Source organism: Agrobacterium sp. ST15.16.024 (assembly GCF_027956545.1).
Taxonomy (GTDB): Bacteria; Pseudomonadota; Alphaproteobacteria; order Rhizobiales; family Rhizobiaceae; genus Agrobacterium; species Agrobacterium cucumeris.
In genome coordinates, this window is the sequence record NZ_JAQKGO010000009.1 from 113,004 (window position 1) to 130,820 (window position 17,817).

The 17,817-nt window shown below is 60.8% G+C and carries 19 protein-coding genes; 4 read left to right on the forward strand and 15 right to left on the reverse strand.

The features are described 5' to 3' along the window. Positions 1–26: 26 nt before the first annotated feature. The gene (gene ugpB, locus PL640_RS21330) at positions 27–1,337 is read right to left on the reverse strand and encodes a sn-glycerol-3-phosphate ABC transporter substrate-binding protein UgpB (RefSeq protein ID WP_271363494.1); all 1,311 of its coding nucleotides are present in this window, start codon (positions 1,335–1,337) and stop codon (positions 27–29) included. Positions 1,338–1,698: 361 nt separating this feature from the next. Between ugpB and PL640_RS21335 the strand changes: the two genes are divergently transcribed. The 3 genes from PL640_RS21335 (at position 1,699) to PL640_RS21345 (ending at position 3,606) form a co-directional block, all read left to right on the forward strand. Continuing rightward, on the forward strand, positions 1,699–2,805 hold the full coding sequence (locus PL640_RS21335; protein WP_237681442.1) for a CobW family GTP-binding protein: 1,107 nt from the start codon (positions 1,699–1,701) through the stop codon (positions 2,803–2,805). After that, positions 2,802–3,071: a hypothetical protein gene (locus PL640_RS21340; protein ID WP_142842770.1), complete on the forward strand. Its 270-nt coding sequence runs from the start codon at positions 2,802–2,804 to the stop codon at positions 3,069–3,071. The genes PL640_RS21335 and PL640_RS21340 overlap by 4 nt, the downstream gene beginning before the upstream one ends. Before the next feature lie 97 nt (positions 3,072–3,168). Beyond that, a complete protein-coding gene (locus PL640_RS21345; RefSeq protein ID WP_142842771.1) occupies positions 3,169–3,606 on the forward strand; it encodes a YqaA family protein in 438 nt (145 codons plus the stop codon). Between the two features lie 59 nt (positions 3,607–3,665). On the opposite strand, the gene PL640_RS21350 is transcribed toward PL640_RS21345, so the two are convergent. The 5 genes from PL640_RS21350 to ytfQ form a co-directional block, all read right to left on the reverse strand. Then, complete coding sequence (locus PL640_RS21350; RefSeq protein ID WP_271363454.1) at positions 3,666–4,400, reverse strand: FadR/GntR family transcriptional regulator; 735 nt, start codon at positions 4,398–4,400, stop codon at positions 3,666–3,668. Between the two features lie 18 nt (positions 4,401–4,418). Beyond that, complete coding sequence (yjfF, locus tag PL640_RS21355) at positions 4,419–5,399, reverse strand: galactofuranose ABC transporter, permease protein YjfF (protein ID WP_077767892.1); 981 nt, start codon at positions 5,397–5,399, stop codon at positions 4,419–4,421. Beyond that, positions 5,396–6,439 carry an ABC transporter permease gene (locus PL640_RS21360; RefSeq protein ID WP_271363455.1) on the reverse strand — a complete coding sequence of 348 codons (1,044 nt, stop codon included), beginning with the start codon at positions 6,437–6,439 and terminating at the stop codon, positions 5,396–5,398. The genes yjfF and PL640_RS21360 overlap by 4 nt, the downstream gene beginning before the upstream one ends. Next, entirely contained in the window at positions 6,439–7,962 is a 1,524-nt protein-coding gene (locus PL640_RS21365; protein ID WP_271363456.1) for a sugar ABC transporter ATP-binding protein, read from the reverse strand. The genes PL640_RS21360 and PL640_RS21365 overlap by 1 nt, the downstream gene beginning before the upstream one ends. Before the next feature lie 279 nt (positions 7,963–8,241). Next, positions 8,242–9,201 carry a galactofuranose ABC transporter, galactofuranose-binding protein YtfQ gene (ytfQ, locus tag PL640_RS21370; RefSeq protein ID WP_174033335.1) on the reverse strand — a complete coding sequence of 320 codons (960 nt, stop codon included), beginning with the start codon at positions 9,199–9,201 and terminating at the stop codon, positions 8,242–8,244. A gap of 525 nt (positions 9,202–9,726) precedes the next feature. Between ytfQ and PL640_RS21375 the strand changes: the two genes are divergently transcribed. Continuing rightward, a complete protein-coding gene (locus PL640_RS21375) occupies positions 9,727–11,538 on the forward strand; it encodes an IlvD/Edd family dehydratase (RefSeq protein ID WP_142842774.1) in 1,812 nt (603 codons plus the stop codon). A 165-nt stretch (positions 11,539–11,703) separates the two neighbouring features. Here the strand turns inward: PL640_RS21375 and PL640_RS21380 are convergent, their stop codons facing one another. The 9 genes from PL640_RS21380 to PL640_RS21420 all read right to left on the reverse strand — a co-directional run bounded on the left by PL640_RS21380 (position 11,704) and on the right by PL640_RS21420 (position 17,814). Next, positions 11,704–11,913 (reverse strand): hypothetical protein, encoded by a 210-nt coding sequence (locus tag PL640_RS21380; protein WP_077767891.1) that lies wholly within the window; start codon positions 11,911–11,913, stop codon positions 11,704–11,706. 56 nt (positions 11,914–11,969) lie between these two features. Further along, on the reverse strand, positions 11,970–12,374 hold the full coding sequence (locus tag PL640_RS21385; protein WP_271363457.1) for a VOC family protein: 405 nt from the start codon (positions 12,372–12,374) through the stop codon (positions 11,970–11,972). 14 nt (positions 12,375–12,388) lie between these two features. Then, on the reverse strand, positions 12,389–12,835 hold the full coding sequence (locus tag PL640_RS21390; protein WP_271363458.1) for a helix-turn-helix domain-containing protein: 447 nt from the start codon (positions 12,833–12,835) through the stop codon (positions 12,389–12,391). 105 nt (positions 12,836–12,940) lie between these two features. Further along, positions 12,941–13,129 carry a hypothetical protein gene (locus PL640_RS21395; RefSeq protein WP_175416803.1) on the reverse strand — a complete coding sequence of 63 codons (189 nt, stop codon included), beginning with the start codon at positions 13,127–13,129 and terminating at the stop codon, positions 12,941–12,943. 164 nt (positions 13,130–13,293) lie between these two features. Continuing rightward, a complete protein-coding gene (locus PL640_RS21400; RefSeq protein ID WP_271363459.1) occupies positions 13,294–14,412 on the reverse strand; it encodes a pyridoxal-phosphate-dependent aminotransferase family protein in 1,119 nt (372 codons plus the stop codon). 3 nt (positions 14,413–14,415) lie between these two features. Next, positions 14,416–15,201 carry an ABC transporter ATP-binding protein gene (locus PL640_RS21405; protein WP_271363460.1) on the reverse strand — a complete coding sequence of 262 codons (786 nt, stop codon included), beginning with the start codon at positions 15,199–15,201 and terminating at the stop codon, positions 14,416–14,418. After that, a complete protein-coding gene (locus PL640_RS21410; RefSeq protein WP_271363461.1) occupies positions 15,198–16,001 on the reverse strand; it encodes an ABC transporter ATP-binding protein in 804 nt (267 codons plus the stop codon). The genes PL640_RS21405 and PL640_RS21410 overlap by 4 nt, the downstream gene beginning before the upstream one ends. Then, positions 15,998–16,828 carry an ABC transporter permease gene (locus tag PL640_RS21415; RefSeq protein WP_271363462.1) on the reverse strand — a complete coding sequence of 277 codons (831 nt, stop codon included), beginning with the start codon at positions 16,826–16,828 and terminating at the stop codon, positions 15,998–16,000. Before PL640_RS21415 ends, PL640_RS21410 begins: the two co-directional genes overlap by 4 nt. Continuing rightward, positions 16,825–17,814: an ABC transporter permease gene (locus PL640_RS21420; protein ID WP_271363463.1), complete on the reverse strand. Its 990-nt coding sequence runs from the start codon at positions 17,812–17,814 to the stop codon at positions 16,825–16,827. Before PL640_RS21420 ends, PL640_RS21415 begins: the two co-directional genes overlap by 4 nt. Positions 17,815–17,817: the final 3 nt, after the last annotated feature.

Consider the following 17,817-nt stretch of genomic DNA (forward strand, 5'->3'; position numbering starts at 1 on the left):
AGAATGCGGGCGGTGGCAGGGATCGTTTAGTTGCCGGCGGCCTGCTTGATGGCTGCGTCACCACGCTCGACGATCTTGTCGAGGGCGGCTTTCGCGTCCTGCTTGCCGGCCAGCATCGCCTCGAACTCTTCGTTCATGATGTCGCGCACCTGCGGCAGGTTCACGAGGCGCACGCCCTTGGAGTTTTCTGTCGGCGGCTTGCCCATCATCTGCAGCAGCGGCGTTTCGCGGGCAGGGTTCTTGTCGTAGAAGCCGGATTTCTTGGTTTCCTCATAGGCCGCGATCGTTACCGGCATGTAGCCGGAGACCTGATGCAGGCGAGACTGGATCTTGGTCTGCGAGAGGAAATGGAAGAATTCGGCAACACCCTTATATTCCGCTTCGCTCTTGCCACCGAATACCCAGAGGCTGGCGCCGCCGGGAATGGTGTTCTGCGGACCATGGCCTTCGTAATAGGGCAGCTGGCCGATGCCGTAATTCATGCCGGTCTTGACGATATCGCCAAGGCCGCCGGAGGATTCGGTCAGGATGCCGCATTCGCCGGACATGAACAGCTGCTTGGCTTCGGAGGTGCGTCCGCCATAACGGAAGGTGCCGTCCTTGGCGAGATCGGCAATCGCCTGGAAATGCTCGACGAACAGCGGCGCATTGACCGCAAGCTTCACATCCGTACCACCAAGCCCGTTTTCATTGCTGCCATAGGACACGTTGTTCCAGGCGGCGAAGTTTTCGGTCTGGATCCAGGTAAGCCAGGTGGAGGTGAAACCGCACTGCGCGGCACCGCTGGTCTTGATCTTCTTGGCGGCTTCGAAAACTTCCGGCCAGGTCTTCGGCGGGTTGGCCGGGTCAAGACCTGCCTTCTGGAAGGTGTCCTTGTTGTAATAGAGGATCGGCGAGGATGAATTGTAAGGGAAGGACAGCATGGTGCCGTCGGGCTTGGAATAATAGGCGACGATGCCGGCCAGATATTCATCCTTGTTGAAGGTGTAGCCACCTTCCTTCAGCACATCCGCCACTGGCTTGATGGCGCCGGCGGCACCCATCATCACGCCGGAACCGGCATCGAAGACCTGAATGATGGCCGGCGGCTGCTTGGCGCGGAATGCGGCGATGCCGGCATTCAGCGTTTCCGGATAGGTGCCCTTGAACACGGGCGTGATCTTGTAGTCTTTCTGGCTTTCGTTGAACTCTTTCGCAAGCGCGTCCACGACTTCGTTATTGGCGCCGGTCATGGCGTGCCACCACTGGATCTCCGTCGCAGCGAAAGCATTCGATGTGACAAAAAACGAAAGCGCGGATGCCGCAGCAAGGCGGTAGCTGAGTTTTTTCAAGGCGATTCCTCCCATTGTGAAAACAGTAAAAGATACAGTCCCTTATTACAGCCTTCCTCCTCGATCCAGCTGTGGGCGATCTTTTCTGTATTTGCATTTGGAATTAAAAACGAACTTGAACGAAAATGCAATAGAGCGTGGAACGAATAAAACGAAAGTGAAAGAAACGATTTTATTATTCCATTTTCCCAGCCCATGGTTTTTTCATGCGTCTTTATGCCGGCGCCCCAGGTGGCATGATTTTTTGCAGCCGGGTAACAATGATGAACTGTTGCCGGACGCTTTCAGAATAATATTGATATGTTATTACATTACATATTAAGCTGCCGCTGATTTTATGCGGTTCAAAGGTGCGGATGTGTTTGGAATGACGCGGAAGAAAGCGGTTGCACGAGGAGATGACACGGCTGTCTCCCAGCCCGTCAGGACGGTGCCGGTCACCCTGCTTACCGGCTTTCTGGGTGCGGGAAAGACTACCCTGCTGAACGAGCTTCTGAACGAACCGGCCATGCATGACGCTGCCGTCATCGTCAATGAATTCGGATCCGTGCCCATCGATCACGATCTGGTGCGCAGCGGTTCGGAACGGTATTTCAGAACCACGACGGGTTGCATCTGTTGCAACGCCACCAGCGATATCCGCACCTCGCTTTATGAATTGCATCAGGCCTTTCTGGAAGGGGTGATGCCGGAAATATCGCGTGTCGTTATCGAAACGACGGGACTTGCCGATCCTGCGCCGATCATCAACAGCCTGATTGCCGGCGGCACACCGGCGCTTGGGTTGCGCGACCACATCGTCGCCCGGCACTTTCATCTTTCGGGCGTGGTGACTGTCTTCGATGTCACGTCCGGCCGGGCGATGCTCGACAGCTTCATCGAAGGCTGGAAACAGCTTGCCTTTGCCGACCACATCGTCCTGACGAAAACCGACCTTGCCAATACGACAGCGATGGACCGTGAAGGCCTTGCAGACCTCAACCCCGCCGCCCTGTTGCATGACCGCAATGCTGCCGGCTTCGATCTCATGTCGCTTTTTGCAACGAAGAATTACTCGCTGCGCGGCAAGCCGGAGGATGTGCCGGGATGGCTGGCGGCCGACAGGCTGAGCCTGCATGCCGACCATGCCCATGATATCAACCGCCATGGTGCCGGCGTCGAGGCCTTTGACCTCACTTTCGACGGCGCTCTTGAGCCACAGATGATCGTTACCTTTCTCGAACTCGTCACCAGCAACGTGCATTCCGGCCTGCTGCGACTGAAAGGTATTTTCCAGGCGACGGACGACCCGGATCGGCCAGTGGTTGCCCACGCCGTGCAGCACCGGCTTTACCCGCTGGCAAGGCTCGAAAGCTGGCCGGATGGCAACCGTGCAACCCGGCTCGTGCTGATCGGCATGGATATGCCGCAACAGCCAATCCGCGATCTTTTCGATACATTGGCCTCGCAGGCGAGGCGAAAGGGTGCTTCATGAACAATCCGCTTGCGCGCAGCGGTTCCGCGATCGTCTCGCAGGCCCGGATTCTGAAACAATGGGCGCGCAACCTGTTAAATCTGCATGCCGATGACATCGTCACCGTCAGCGAGCTGTCCTGCGCCCTGCCGGATTGCCCGCCACGCGAAACGGTGATCGTCATCCTGTCCGCATCCGGTGATATCAGGCAATTGTCCATCCACAAGGCGCTGCTGGAGGTGGATCATGACGATATTGTGCGCGCAATTGCGGAGAATTCGGCCTGATATTGGATCGGTGATGTCAGGGCGAGCTTGACGGTGCGCGCCATCATCCGGCACTTCAGGGGCCACGGCGGGATTCGCTGGTGATGAAGGGCGGAAAATGGCCGATCTGGCGATATATGCGGGTTTGTTTCTGACGGCCTTTGTGGCGGCGACCATTCTGCCCATGCAGTCGGAGGCGGCGCTGGCCGGTCTCATCCTCATGAAGTCGCAGCCTGTCTGGCTGCTGGTGGTCGTCGCCAGTGCCGGCAATGTCGCCGGCTCCTTCGTCAACTGGCTGCTTGGCCGTGGCATTGAAGGCTTCCGGCATAAGCGCTGGTTTCCCGTTGGCGAGGCCGCGCTGCAACGTTCCCAGAACTGGTATCGGCGTTATGGCCGGTGGTCGCTGCTGTTAAGCTGGGCGCCGCTGATCGGCGATCCGCTGACGGTTGCGGCCGGCATCATGAAAGAGCCACTGCCGGTCTTTTTGCTGCTGGTCACCATCGCCAAGGTCGGGCGCTATCTCTTGCTGGCGCTGGTGACGCTGAATTTTCTCTGATTGTCTTCAGGATGTTGCGGCCCGTTTTTCGTTTCAGAAGACAGGGGAGCGCAGTCTCTTCAGGGCGCCTTGATCGCCTTCTGCGTCCGGTCCTTGCCCACCTCGATCACGTGGCGCATGGCTTTGACGGCGGCATCCGCATCACGTGCGGCAATGGCGTGGACGATGCGCAGATGGTTCGACGCAATTTCGGCGATGGTGCCGGGTGAGGCGGCAGGTGACGAAAGCTGGAAGGAAATGGCGAGTGCCGCTTCAATCAGCCCGCTTGCCGAGCGCATGAAGGGGTTGCCGGACATATGCGCCACGGCAAGGTGGAATTCGAGATCGACCTTGGCGATACTTTCCGGCGTATGTTTTGGATTGTCGAACTTTGCAGCGATGACGTAAAGCGAAACAATATCGTCATTGGAGGCCTGCAGGGCCGCTGCTGCTGCCGCTGCCGGCTCCAGCGCCAGACGGATTTCTGCCAGATGCGTAACGAACTCCTCGTCTATGCCTGCTTCGCAGCGCCAGCCGAGCACGTCGGGATCGAAGAAATTCCAGCTTGAGCGGTCGAGAACGCGGGTGCCGACCTTTGCTTTCGGTTCCACCAGCCGCTTGGCCGCCAGCGTCTTCATGGTTTCGCGCAGCACGGTGCGCGAGACGCCGAAGCGCAGGGAAAGTTCGGCATCATTGGGCAGCAGGGAGCCTTCCGCAATTCTGCCCGAGACGATGGCGCTGCCGAGTTCGGAGACCACATGGGCGTGGCTGTTCCGGCGTTTTCGCCCGCTTATCGTCGTTTCGAGCAGCCCCAAGCAAGCCTCCCTTGGTGGTTATGCCGGGTGTGGCCCGGCCAGTCTCCTGTTTGAATACCAGATGATTGCGCGCTGCAACACGATGAAGACGAAAAGCAGCACACCGATGACGATTTTCGTCCACCAGGAGGAAAGCGTCCCGTCAAAAACGATGTAGGTCTGGATCAGCCCCTGGATCAGCAGGCCGATGAAGGTGCCCGCCACCAGCCCCGTGCCGCCGGTCAGAAGCGTGCCGCCGATCACGACCGCAGCGATGGCGTCGAGTTCAACGCCCACCGTCGCCAGCGAATAGCCCGACGAGGTGTAGAGCGTATAGACGATGCCGGCGAGGCCGGAGAGAAAGCCGGACAGCGCATAAATGCCGATGGTCGTCGCGCCGATCGGCACGCCCATCAGCTCCGCCGATTGCGGGTTGCCGCCGAGCGCATAGATATTGGCGCCGAAGCGGGTGCGGCTGGCGATCAGCATGCCGGCGGCAAAGACAAGAAGCATCAGCATGGCGAGCGCCGTCAGCCTGCCGCCGCCGGGGAAGCGGTAATAAAAGCCCTGTATCGCATCGATGAACGGATGCGAGATCGGCACTGACTGCGTCGAGATCAAATAGGCAGCCCCGCGCGCCAAAAACATGCCGGCCAGCGTCACCACGAAGGGCGGGATGGACAGGAAACGGATCATCGCCCCCATCAGGCAGCCGAACAGCGTCGAGACCACCAGCACGATGGCGAAGGCCAGCAGCGGATGGATATTATAGGTGCCGACCATGACGGCGACGAAGACGCTGGTGAAGGCGATGACCGAACCGATGGAAAGATCGATGCCGCCCGACAGGATGACGAAGGTCATGCCGACGGCCGCGATGCCGAGGAAGGCATTGTCGGTCAGAAGGTTGCCGATCACCCGTGTCGACAGGATCGCCGGATATTGCAGCACGCAGAGAAGATAGGCGATCACGAAGATCGTCAGTGTGGTGAGGAAGGGCAGGTTGCGGCTGTGGATCATCGCGCGGTTCCTTCCTTGGTCATGCCATTGGTGGCCGCCGGTTTGACGTGGGGCTTCGGCGCTTTCACGAAACCGAGGACGGCCATGATCGCCGGCGATTGCAGCGTCAGCACCACCATGATGATGCCAGCCTTGATGATGAGGTTGAATTCCGGCGGGAAGCCCGAGACGAGAATGCCGGTATTGATGGTCTGGATGATCAGCGCGCCGATCAGCGAGGCGGTGATGGAAAAGCGCCCGCCATTCAGCGAGGTGCCGCCGATGACCACCGCAAGGATCGCGTCGAGCTCCAGCCACAGCCCGGCGTTGTTAGCATCCGCGCCGCGAATATCGGCGGTGACGATCATGCCGGCGATGGCCGCGCAGAGGCCGGAAACCGCATAAACGAAGAACAGCAGGAAGCGGGCCCGCACCCCGGCCAGCGCTGCGGCGCGGCGATTGATGCCGGTCGCCTCGATCAGGAAACCGAGCGCGCTCTTGCGCACCAGAAGGCCGATCGTGAGCGCCGCCGCGACCCAGATGATGACGGGCAGCGGAATGCCTGCGAACGAGCCGGAGCCGATGGCGGAAAAGCTGTCATTGTTGAAGGTGAGAATGACGCCTTCGGTAATAAGCTGGGCGATGCCGCGACCCGCCACCATCAGGATCAGCGTGGCGATGATCGGCTGTATGTCGAGAAGGGCGACCAGCACGCCGTTCCACAACCCGCAGGCAATGCCCACGGCAAGCGAGATGACGATGACCGAGGGAATGGAATGGCCATTGCTGATGAGCGTGGCCGCGACCGCGCCGCAGATGGCGATGACGGCGCCAATTGAAAGGTCGATGCCCTTGGTGGCGATGACCAGCGTCATGCCAATGGTCAAAAGCGCGACCGGTGCGGCACGCACGAGAATATCCACCAGACTGCCATAGAGCCTGCCGTTCTGGAACGAGACATGCAGGAAACCCGGCGAAAGGATTGTTATCGCTGCCAGAATGATGAAGAGCGCGGCAAGCTGCGGAGCAATTCTTTTCAGGCGTCGTGTCACTGCTGCCATCATGCCGCCTCCGTTTTTGCCGCATCGGCAATCGCCCGCATGATGTTGTCGGCGGTCACGTCACCGCCCTTCAACTCGCTGACATGACGGCGGTCTGAAAGCACGACGACACGGTGTGCGACGGCGGTGAGTTCTTCCAGTTCCGAAGAGATGACGACGAGCGACATGCCTTCGCTGCAGAGTTTTTCGATCATTTTCAGGATTTCCGCATGCGCGCCGATATCGATGCCGCGTGTCGGTTCGTCGAGGATCAGCAGACGGGGGTGGGTGGCGAGCCAGCGCGCCAGAATGGCCTTCTGCTGGTTGCCGCCGGACAGGAATTTGATCGGCCGGTTGGGATCGGCCGGGCGGATATCGAGCGACTTGATGAAGCTTTCGGCCAGTTCCGCTTTCTGCCGGCGCGACAGTGGCCGGGCCCAACCCTGTCGTGCCTGAAGCGCCAGCGCGATATTGTCGGTGACGGAAAAGTCGCCGATGATGCCATCGGTCTTGCGCTCTTCCGGACAGAAACCGAAACCGGCGGTGATGGCGGCTTCCGGCGAAGAAATCGCCACCGTCTGGCCGTCGATGACAGCCTTTCCGGTATCCGGCCGGTCGATGCCGAACAGCAGGAAGGCTGTTTCCGTCCGGCCCGAACCCAGCAGCCCGGCGACACCGACGATTTCGCCGGGGCGGATGCCGAGATCGAAGGGGGCGATGCTGCCGCGTTTGCCATAACCTTCGAAACGGATCGGCGGCTCGCCCTCGGCAACCGTATCTTCGGTTGCCTGATGTTCATGGGTGATGTGCTGAAGCTCGCGGCCGAGCATCATCGAGATCAGTTCGGAACGGGGCAGGCTGCCGATATCGCGGGTGCCGACAAGACGGCCGTTGCGCAGCACCGTCACCCGGTCGGCTATGTCATAGACCTGATTGAGGAAGTGGGTGATGATGACGATGCCGATGCCGCGCGCGCGCAGGTTTCTCAAGACGCCGAACAGCATCTCGACCTCATGGGCATCAAGGCTGGCAGTCGGTTCGTCCAGCACCAGCACCTTGCCGGAAAGATCGACGGCGCGGGCAATGGCGATGATCTGGCGGATGGCGACGGAATAGCTGGAAAGCAGTGCGTTGACGTCGATGGAAAGTCCGTATTGGGCAAGCAGCGCCTGCGAATTCTTCTGCATCGTGCTGCGGTCGATCAGCCCGAAGCGGCGCGGCTGGCGGCCGAGAAACAGGTTTTCGGCAACCGTCAGGTTTTCGAGAAGGTTCACCTCCTGATAGACAGTGCCGATGCCCAGCGCCTGCGCCTCGCCGACATTGGTGGGCGAGATTTCGCTACCTTCCAGAAAGATCGAACCGCTGTCGCGGTGATAAACGCCGGTCAAGATCTTGATCAGCGTCGATTTGCCCGCGCCGTTTTCGCCGAGCAATGCGTGGATTTCACCGCGCCCGAGCGAAAAATCGACGCCATCAAGCGCCGTGATCCCGAGAAAGGATTTGCCGATGACGCGTGCTTCCAGAAGTGGTGCCGTTTCGGACATTGAGCAGTTCCGTATCGAAATGGGTCTCGTATCAAGGGTGGAATGAGCGCGTCGGGAGCGGCTGGGTTTCTTCTCCCCGCCGGGGAGAAGGTGGCCCGAAGGGTCGGATGAGGGGGTAACGGTGCCGGATTTCGGAGAGCTTGCCCCCTCATCCCGCTGCCGCGGACTTCTCCCCGGCGGGGAGAAGAAGCAAGCCTCATCCGCTCGCTTCATATGCGATCGTTCTGCAGCCTGGGCGGAAACGGCGCAGCTCCTGCGCCGTTTCCCCGAAGAAATAGCTCAGTATCCCAGGCCCTTCTTCGCCTCGTAAACCTTCATCGGATCATCGGATGCCGTATAAAGCTTGGATTCCGTCTGGATCCACTTCGGCGGTTCCTTCTTGTCCTTCAGATAGGCTTCGAGCGCGTCAAAAGCGGGGCCGGCCATATCAGGTGTCAGTTCCACCGTCGCATTGGCCTCGCCATCCGCCATGGCCTTGAAGATGTCGGGCACGGCGTCGATGGAGACGATCTTGATGTCGGTTCCGGGCTTCAGGCCGGCTTCCTTGATCGCCTGGATCGCGCCGACGGCCATGTCGTCATTATGGGCGTAGACGGCACAGATATCCTTGCCGCCGCCTTCGGCCTTGATGAAGCTTTCCATCACTTCCTTGCCCTTGGTGCGGGTGAAGTCACCCGTCTGCGAGCGCACGATCTTGATGTTCTTGTGGGATTCGATGGCCTGCTCGAAACCCTTCTTGCGGTTGATGGCGGGTGAAGAGCCGGTCGTGCCCTGCAGTTCCACGACTTTGCAATCCTTGGATCCGACATCCTTGACCAGCCAGTCACCGGCCACCTTGCCCTCGTGCACCTGATCGGAGGTTACGGCGGTCAGGTAAAGATCATCCGGCGCCTCGATCTGGCGGTCGAGCAGGATGACGGGGATTTTTTCTTCCTTGGCTTCCTTCAGCACCGCATCCCAGCCGGTCGCGACCACAGGGGCGATCAGGATCGCGTCGACACCCTGCGCGATGAAGCCGCGAACGGCCTTGATCTGGTTTTCCTGCTTCTGCTGTGCGTCGGCGAATTTCAGCGTGACGCCGCGCTTTTCGGCCTGCTGTTTGGTGACGGTGGTTTCAGCCGCGCGCCACCCGGATTCCGAGCCGATCTGCGAGAAGCCGACGGTAAGCGATTGTGCGGAAACACTGGATGCAAGGCATGCGGAAACGGCGACAGTGAATGCCGCAAGAGCTTTTCTCATCTTATCCTCCCAGAGATGATGACAGCGTGACGGGCACACTATGAGCATATAGTAATACTCTTGAAAAGCGGTTTTTTAGACCTTCTGCAAATTGCGCGATGTCAGTTCGATCGGAATTTTACCTTAAAATCCAATGAATCAATGACTTGTAAGTATTTCTCGTGTCTTTTTTCTCTGTGAAAACATACCGGAAACGGGCTTCGATGCGGCTTGACAGGCTAAGATGACATCTAATAGTAATACAAATAAGTAGATTGGCTTGAGACGGAGTGCGGCGCGAGAAACCAGCGGCCACCCGACAGGGCAGGGAGGGAGGGAGAGACCGTTGCAGATAGCCGGTATCATCGTAAGCACCGAAAAATGTTCGGCTAAAGCCGAAGAACGGTGCCGATCCACTCGTCTGGACCGGCTCTGTCGGTTATGCGTGAACTCCGAAAGCTGATTCCATTTTCCTTGCGCACAACATAAGCTTGTCGCATTTCGTAATATTTTACCGTTGGCCACTTCCGGCTGGAGACCTGCATCATGACCAAATCCGACAATCTGCCTGCAACCCAAGGCAAGCTTCGTTCGCGCGCGTGGTTCGACAACCCCGCCAATGCGGATATGACGGCACTTTATCTCGAGCGTTACATGAACTTCGGTCTGAGCCAGGCCGAGCTTCAGTCCGATCGCCCGATCATCGGCATTGCCCAGACCGGCTCGGATCTTTCGCCCTGCAACCGTCACCATCTGGAACTGGCAAACCGCCTGCGTGAAGGCATCCGCGAAGCCGGCGGCATCGCGATCGAATTTCCGGTTCATCCGATCCAGGAAACCGGCAAACGCCCGACGGCCGGCCTCGACCGCAACCTGGCTTACCTCGGCCTCGTGGAAGTGCTTTATGGCTATCCGCTCGATGGCGTCGTGCTGACCATCGGCTGTGACAAGACCACGCCTGCCTGTCTTATGGCGGCGGCCACCGTCAACATTCCGGCCATCGCCCTTTCCGTCGGCCCCATGCTGAACGGCTGGTTCCGTGGTGAACGCACCGGTTCCGGCACCATCGTCTGGAAGGCACGCGAATTGCTGGCGAAGGGCGAGATCGACTATCAGGGTTTCGTCAAGCTCGTCGCCTCGTCGGCGCCGTCCACCGGCTATTGCAACACCATGGGCACGGCAACGACCATGAACTCGCTGGCCGAAGCGCTCGGCATGCAGCTTCCCGGCTCCGCCGCCATCCCGGCCCCTTACCGTGACCGTCAGGAAGTTTCCTACCTCACCGGCCTGCGTATCGTTGAAATGGTCAAGGAAGACCTGAAGCCATCAGACATCATGACCAAGGATGCCTTCATCAACGCCATCCGCGTCAATTCGGCCATCGGCGGCTCCACCAACGCGCCGATCCACCTGAACGGCCTTGCCCGCCATGTCGGCGTCGAGCTGACGGTGGATGACTGGCAGACCTATGGCGAAGACGTGCCGCTGCTCGTCAACCTGCAGCCGGCCGGTGAATATCTCGGCGAGGATTATTATCATGCCGGCGGCGTGCCCGCAGTCGTCAACCAGCTGATGACGCAGGGACTGATCATGGAAGACGCCATGACCGTCAACGGCAAGACCATCGGCGACAATTGCCGTGGTGCGATCATTGAAGACGAGAAGGTCATCCGCCCCTATGAGCAGCCGCTCAAGGAGCGCGCCGGCTTCCGCGTGCTGCGCGGCAACCTGTTCTCCTCCGCCATCATGAAGACGAGCGTGATCTCGGAAGAATTCCGCAATCGTTATCTGTCCAACCCTGATGATCCGGAAGCTTTCGAAGGCCGCGCCGTGGTGTTTGATGGTCCGGAAGATTACCATCACCGCATCGACGATCCGTCGCTCGGCATCGACGCCAGCACCGTGCTCTTCATGCGCGGTGCAGGCCCGATCGGTTATCCGGGTGCAGCGGAAGTGGTGAACATGCGCGCACCGGATTATCTTCTGAAGCAAGGCGTTAGTTCGCTGCCCTGCATCGGCGATGGCCGTCAGTCCGGCACGTCGGGCAGCCCGTCCATCCTCAACGCTTCCCCGGAAGCAGCGGCCGGCGGCGGTCTCGCCATCCTGCAGACCGGCGACCGCGTCCGCATCGATGTGGGTCGCGGCAAGGCGGATATCCTGATTTCAGGTGAAGAGCTGGCCAAGCGTTACGAGGCGCTGTCGGCTGAGGGCGGTTACAAGTTCCCGGACCACCAGACGCCATGGCAGGAAATCCAGCGCGGCATCGTCAGCCAGATGGAAACCGGCGCGGTTCTGGAACCGGCGGTCAAGTATCAGCGCATCGCCCAGACCAAGGGCCTGCCGCGCGACAACCACTAAAGGCAAGGCCGTTTCGGCCGGCCGCTTTTAAAAATCGGCTAAAAATCAGCCCCGGGGCGTCGTCCCGGGGCTGAAATGTTTTCAGGCATCGATGAAGCGCCGGTCTTCAAAACCGCCGCAATGTTTCTGATGCGTGAGGCATACAGCGCCTCGTCGCCCGCCTGCCTACTCCTTCGAGGGGGAGAGCGGCTTTCCCAGATAAGGCAGGAAGAACATGTAGAGCCCGCTGAAGACAAGCAAAGTCAGCGGAAGAAGCGGGGCATAAACGATCACCGGTGGTGTCGGGCCGAAAGCCATCGAAGCGAAGTTCGCCAGAATGGTGACGGTCAGCAGAATGCCCAGCCATCGATGGCTCTGCCTTATCCATTTTTGCAAGATCAAAGTCGCCCCCGAGAAAAAGCATCCATGATGGAATGTGACACACGGTTGCCTCAACGGGCCTGAACGAGCTTCCAGCCATTGCCGGAAGGGTCGCGGAAACTCGCATCCACTGATCCATAGCGGGCGATTGGTTCCTGGGTGAATTCGACGCCGCGCTTGTGCATGCCGTCAAAGGCCTTCTGACAATCCTCGACCACGAGAACCAAAGGCGGCATGGCGCCCTTGGCCACGGCTTCGTTCAGATCCTGCGCCGTCGCCTCGTCAACGGTCGGGGCCTGCGGCCGAAACAGGCCGAGCTGGAAATCCGGCTGGTCCGGATGCTGCACGGTCAACCAGCGATAATCGCCGTTGCGTGCGTCCGTATGCACACGAAATCCAAGTTTTTCGACATAAAATTGCAGCGCCTCGTCCTGGTCATGAACGTAAAGCCCGACGACTTGAACACCATTTTTCATGAGCTATCTCCCTTTCACTCATCGTGCCTAACGCCTTTCGCCTGTCGGCGCTTCTCCGAAACTGCGATTGTGAGATTGGGGCGATGGGCGGCGCTGACGAAGCAATGGGGAACCTGCTCGAGATCGGCAGGCGAAAGCCGCATCTGTCGCCGCACTTCGCTCGGGTTCTCCCCGGTTACATCGCGGAAGACGCGGCCAAATGTGCCGATGCTGTTCCAGCCGGTCTGCAAGGCGATGTCGATGACTGGAAGGTCGGTGTCGCGCAAAAGCGCCACGGCGCGCTCCACCCGGCGGGTCAGCAGATAGCGGTGAGGGGGTATGCCGAAGGCATCGCGAAACGATCTTGCAAAATGCGCCTGCGAGGCGCCGCTGACTTTTGCAAGGCGTGAAACGGGCCATGCCTCATGCGGTGCCGCGTCCATATGATCCCTGGCGCGCAGCAGGCGGCGCAGGAGCAACACGTCTCTGTTTGCAGAGTTCTTTTCATTTCCAGACGGCATGTGGCAATCATTGAATGAACCTGCCGTCCTTGGCAAGGTTCATGCCGGCGAGCCGCTGCGGGTGATCTAGATCACCGGATAAAGCGACCAGAAGAACAGTTCATATTCCTGGTCACGGTCGTCATCATGTTGTTCGTCGTCCGGTCTGCGCGGTGTCTTGTCCTGAAACTCGGTCTCCACCCGCTCATTGATGACGGGCATTCTTCGGCCGATGCCAAAGAGGTCAAAGGAGAGCATGTTGAACCCTGCTACCATGGCCAGTTCCCTTCTTCACGCGAGTTAACGGTGTGTTAAGTTTCGCGCGTTGCCATGATTTCGTCAAGATTGGCCACGGAATTTGTCTACTATTTTTAACAACAATGTCGTGATTGGCGTTTCACCGGTGCCGGATTTCACGCAATGAATGTTTGTGGGTGTCCTCAAACCTCTTTCGCAGCGACCTCGGAATAGCTCTTTTCGGCCGCTTCCAGCGCGGAATCGGTATCGGTGGCATGGCCGAGGTTTTTCAGGGCACCTGAGACGGCTGCGATATTGGCTTTCACCGCCTGCGGATGCGCACGCCGGCCGGTGTGGTTGAGCCTTATCAGCCGTTCCGCGCCGGGGCCGACGCCGGCGGAAATATCCGCGCCATGCTCTCTGGATACAGCGGCGAGAAACGCTCCGGTTTCGATAGTATCCGGCAGGATCGCCGTGGAAACGAGGGCTGAGGAATGCGCGTCTTCCACCCAATTGGCGATGCCGAGTGCCCTGATGCCATGACGGGTGGCCGCCGCCGCCCGCTCGTGCCGCACATTGGCGGCTGGCAGACCCTCCGCCTCGATCCTGTCGAGTGCGGCCTCCAGCGCGTAAAATTCCAGCGGCGCCGGCGTTCCGGGCAGTGCGCCACGGCCGGCATCCAGCCAGAGCTGTTTCTGGTCGAGAAGCGAGAGCATGGAGTTGCTGGGTGCTTTGTCGTGCGAAAGCAGCTGCCATGCTTTTGGGCTGACCGAAATGGCCGATATGCCTGCCGGGCCGGCCAGCGCCTTCTGCGGCCCGATGACGGCGATATCGACGCCCAGTCTGTCGACCTCGAAGGCATGGCCGCCAATCGAGGCGACGGCATCCACCAGGGTGATAACGCCTCTTTCTTGCGCCAGCGCGGCAATGGCGGGCAGGGGGTTGAGAATGCCGCTTGCCGATTCCGCATGCACGATGGCTAGAAGATCGAAACCCGGCCCGTCATCCAGCGCGCTCTCAACCTCGGCCAGCGTCACCGGCTTTGCCGGGCTGGCCGTCAGGTTGCGCACCGTTGCGCCGCCCCGTTCCAGCCAGCCGCCGAACCATGCGCCATAGGGGCTGGTGACGATGTTGAGCGCCCTCAGCCCCGGCCGCGCGAGGCTTGTTGCCGCCGCCTCCAGCGCCAGCACGGCTTCCGCCTGTATCAGCAGCACGTCGTTTTTTGTGCCCATCAGGGCCGCAAGCCGGTCGGCCAGCACGGCGTAACGCTTGGCGGGGAAAGCGGGCGGGTCGAGGAGCAATGCATAATCCGGGGCGGGCATGTCTTATCCTTGCATGGTGGTGATGAGCCGCGGTGCGGCGTCAATCAGGCTTCTGGCGGTCGAGGATTGCGGCGCGGAAATGATCGCTCCGGTCCCGCCGATTTCGACGATCCGACCCGTCTCCATGATCGCGACACGGTGGCAGACGGCGCGGATGACGGCGAGATCGTGGGAAACGAAAATACAGGAAATTGCCGTTTCCCGCTGTATTTCCACCAGCAGTTCGAGAATCTGCCGGCGAACCGAAACATCGAGCGCCGAGACCGCTTCGTCCATAATGAGAAGCGATGGCTTGAGCGCAATGGCGCGGGCAATCGCCACACGCTGCCTCTGCCCGCCCGAAAGTTCGAAGACGGAGCGACCGGCATAGGCGGCAGGCAGGCCGACACGCTCGAGAAGGCGGCGTATTTCCGCCGGGCGCTCGCGTCTCTGAACGATGCGGTGAATGCGCAGCGGCTCGCCTATGGCGTCCTCGACGGTGGCGCGTGGGTTGAGGGCGCCATGCGTATCCTGAAACACCATCTGCATCTGCTGCCGGGCGTTGCGCAATGCGCTGCCGCCAAGCGCGAGCCAGTTGCGGTTTTCGAAACGGACCGTGCCTTCGTCGGCGGGGATCAGCCGCATGAGGATGCGCGCCAGTGTCGATTTCCCGCAGCCGGAGGGGCCGGCAAGGCCCAGCGTCTCGCCGCGCTTGAGCGAAAACGAGATATCGGAGAGCGCCGTCACCGTTCTTGCGCCGGTGCGGTAGGTCTTGGAAAGGCCGTCCACGCTCAGAAGGGTTTCATTCATGGCACGGCCTCGCTGACGAGCGGCGGGGTCGAAAGATCGAGGTAATCGGCAAGCAGCGCCCGGGTATAGGCATGCGCGGGCGCGGAAAGCACCCGGCGGGCCGGGCCGTGTTCCACCAGCTCGCCGGCGCTTAAAACCGTGATGTCGTCGGCAAGGCTGGAGGCAAGGCCGATATCATGGGTGATGAAGACAAGCGTTCTTTCTTCCTCGCGCACGAGATCATCGAGAAGGGTGGCGATGGCCGCCTGGGTTACCGTGTCGAGCGCGCTCGTCGCCTCGTCGGCAATCAGGATCGAAGGGCGCGCTGCAATGGCGGCGGCAATCGCAACGCGTTGCCTCTGCCCGCCGGAAAGCTGGTGCGGATAGGCGGAGAGCAGATGGGAGGGATGCGGCAGCCGCACCTTTTCCAGAAGATCGCGGGCAAGATCGCGCGCCTCCTTCCATGAGAGGCCGAGATGGCGCACCGCGCCTTCCGCCACCTGTTCGCCGATGGTCAGGACCGGGTTCAGCGTCGCGCCGGTATCCTGAAAGATCGTGCCGATATCGCGCCCCGGCATCGGCCTGCCGGTGAAAAGGCCGCTGTCACGGCTCCAGGAAATATCGCCCGAGACCCGCGCGGTCTGCGGCAGAAGCCCGGCGATCGCCTTGCCGAGCGTGGATTTGCCCGAGCCGCTTTCGCCGATGATCGCCAGCCGCTGCCCCTGCCGTATCGTCAGGGAAACCTTGCGCAGCGCCGGTGCATCGGCCGCGGCGTAACGGACGCTGAGATCGTCTATCCGGCAAAGGGCGTTGCCGCTCATGGTGCCTGCCTCCTCGTCGCCATTGCCCGGTTGATGCCTTCTCCGAAAAGATAGACACCGAGCACGGTGACCAGCAGGCCGATGCCGGGGATGACGGACAGGAACGCCGCCGAGCGGAGCACGTTGCGTCCTTCCGCGATCATCGAGCCCCAGGTGACGATATTGGGATCGCCAAGCCCGAGGAAGGAGAGCGCCGCCTCGGTGAGGATGGCCGCGGCAACGATGATGGCGGCGAGCGCCAGAACCGGCGGCAGGGCATTGGGCAATATCTGCCGGAAGGCGATTTCCAGCGGATGCATGCCGATGGCGCGGGCGGATTGCACATAGTCCCGCTCGCGGATGCTCAGCACCTGCGCCCGCATCAACCGCGCCGGATCCGCCCACGCGCCGAGCGCAATGGCCAGAATGACTGTCGGCATCGAGGGGCCGATGGTGCTGACAAAGGCAAGCGCCAGCAGGAAATTCGGCACGATCTGGAAGGCGTCAGTGACGCGCATCAGCGCCTCATCCACGAGGCCGCCGGCAAAACCGGCAATCGTGCCGATGACGGTGCCGAAAACAAGTGCTGCGGCGGCCGCACCCATGCCGACGAGCAGCGATGCTTGTGCGCCATGGGCAAGTTCGGCCAGCACATTGCGGCCCAGCCGGTCGGTGCCGAGCGGCAGGGCGACATCCGTAAACGGCGCAATCAGCGGCTCGCCGACGATCGCCAGCGGATCGCCGGGGAACAGGAGGGGTGCGGAGAGCGCAATTACCGCCAGCAACGTCAGGATGACGGTGCCCGTCACCCCTTCGAAATTGCGCAGGAGCCGGAGAGCGAAATTCATGCCGCACTCTCCCCGCTGCCGATGCGCGGATCGAGAATGGAATAGAGAATGTCGACGGCGAGATTGACGAGGATGACGAAGACGGCGCTGGTGAGGATGATGCCCATCAGAAGCGGCGTATCGCGACCGCTGACGGCCTCCTGCGCCAGCCGCCCGAAACCCGGAATGGCGAAGACGCTTTCAATCACCACGCTGCCGCCCAGCATGGTTGCGGCCTGCAGGCCAAGCACAGTGATGAGCGGCAGCGCCGCGTTGCGGGCAACATGGCGCAGCACGATGCGCCGTCTGGAAAGCCCCTTGGATTGCGCAAAAAGTACGAAATCCAGCGGCCAGACCGCGGCCATGGCGGTGCGCATGACGCGCAGGAACAGTGCCAGATAGATGAGGCCAAGGCTGGCGACCGGCAGCACGAGATGGCGGGCAATATCCAGCGCCCTTGCAAAGCCCTGTTTGCCCGATGCGATGGTTTCTATGCCTGACGTCGGCAGCCAGCGAAGCTGCACGGCAAAGACGATGGCGAGAACGAGGCCGAGCCAGAAACCGGGCGTGGCGTAAAGCGTGAGCGACAAGGCGGAGAGCACCCGGTCGGTCACCCCGCCGGGGCGTGCCCCCGCGACGATACCGAGCGCGGTGCCGACGATGAAGGCAAGAGCGGTGGCGCTGCCCATCAGAAGCAGCGTGTTCGGCAGCCGCTCAAGGATCAACCCCAGCACTGGCCGGTCAAAGACAAGCGACCAGCCGAGATCGAGCCGCAGCACCGAACTGGCATAGAGCCAGAAGCGGGCAAGCATCGAGCCGTTGAGGCCATATTGCTCGCGCAGCGCATCCCGCAGCCCGGCATCGCCGCCGCCGATGGAAACGAGATAGGCATCCACCGCATCGCCGGAGGCATTTTCAAGCAGGGCGAAGGTGAAGATGAGAACGATCAGCAGCACCGGAATGGCGCTGATCGCCCTTCGCCGCAGCAAAGACGTCGCACGTTTCACGGC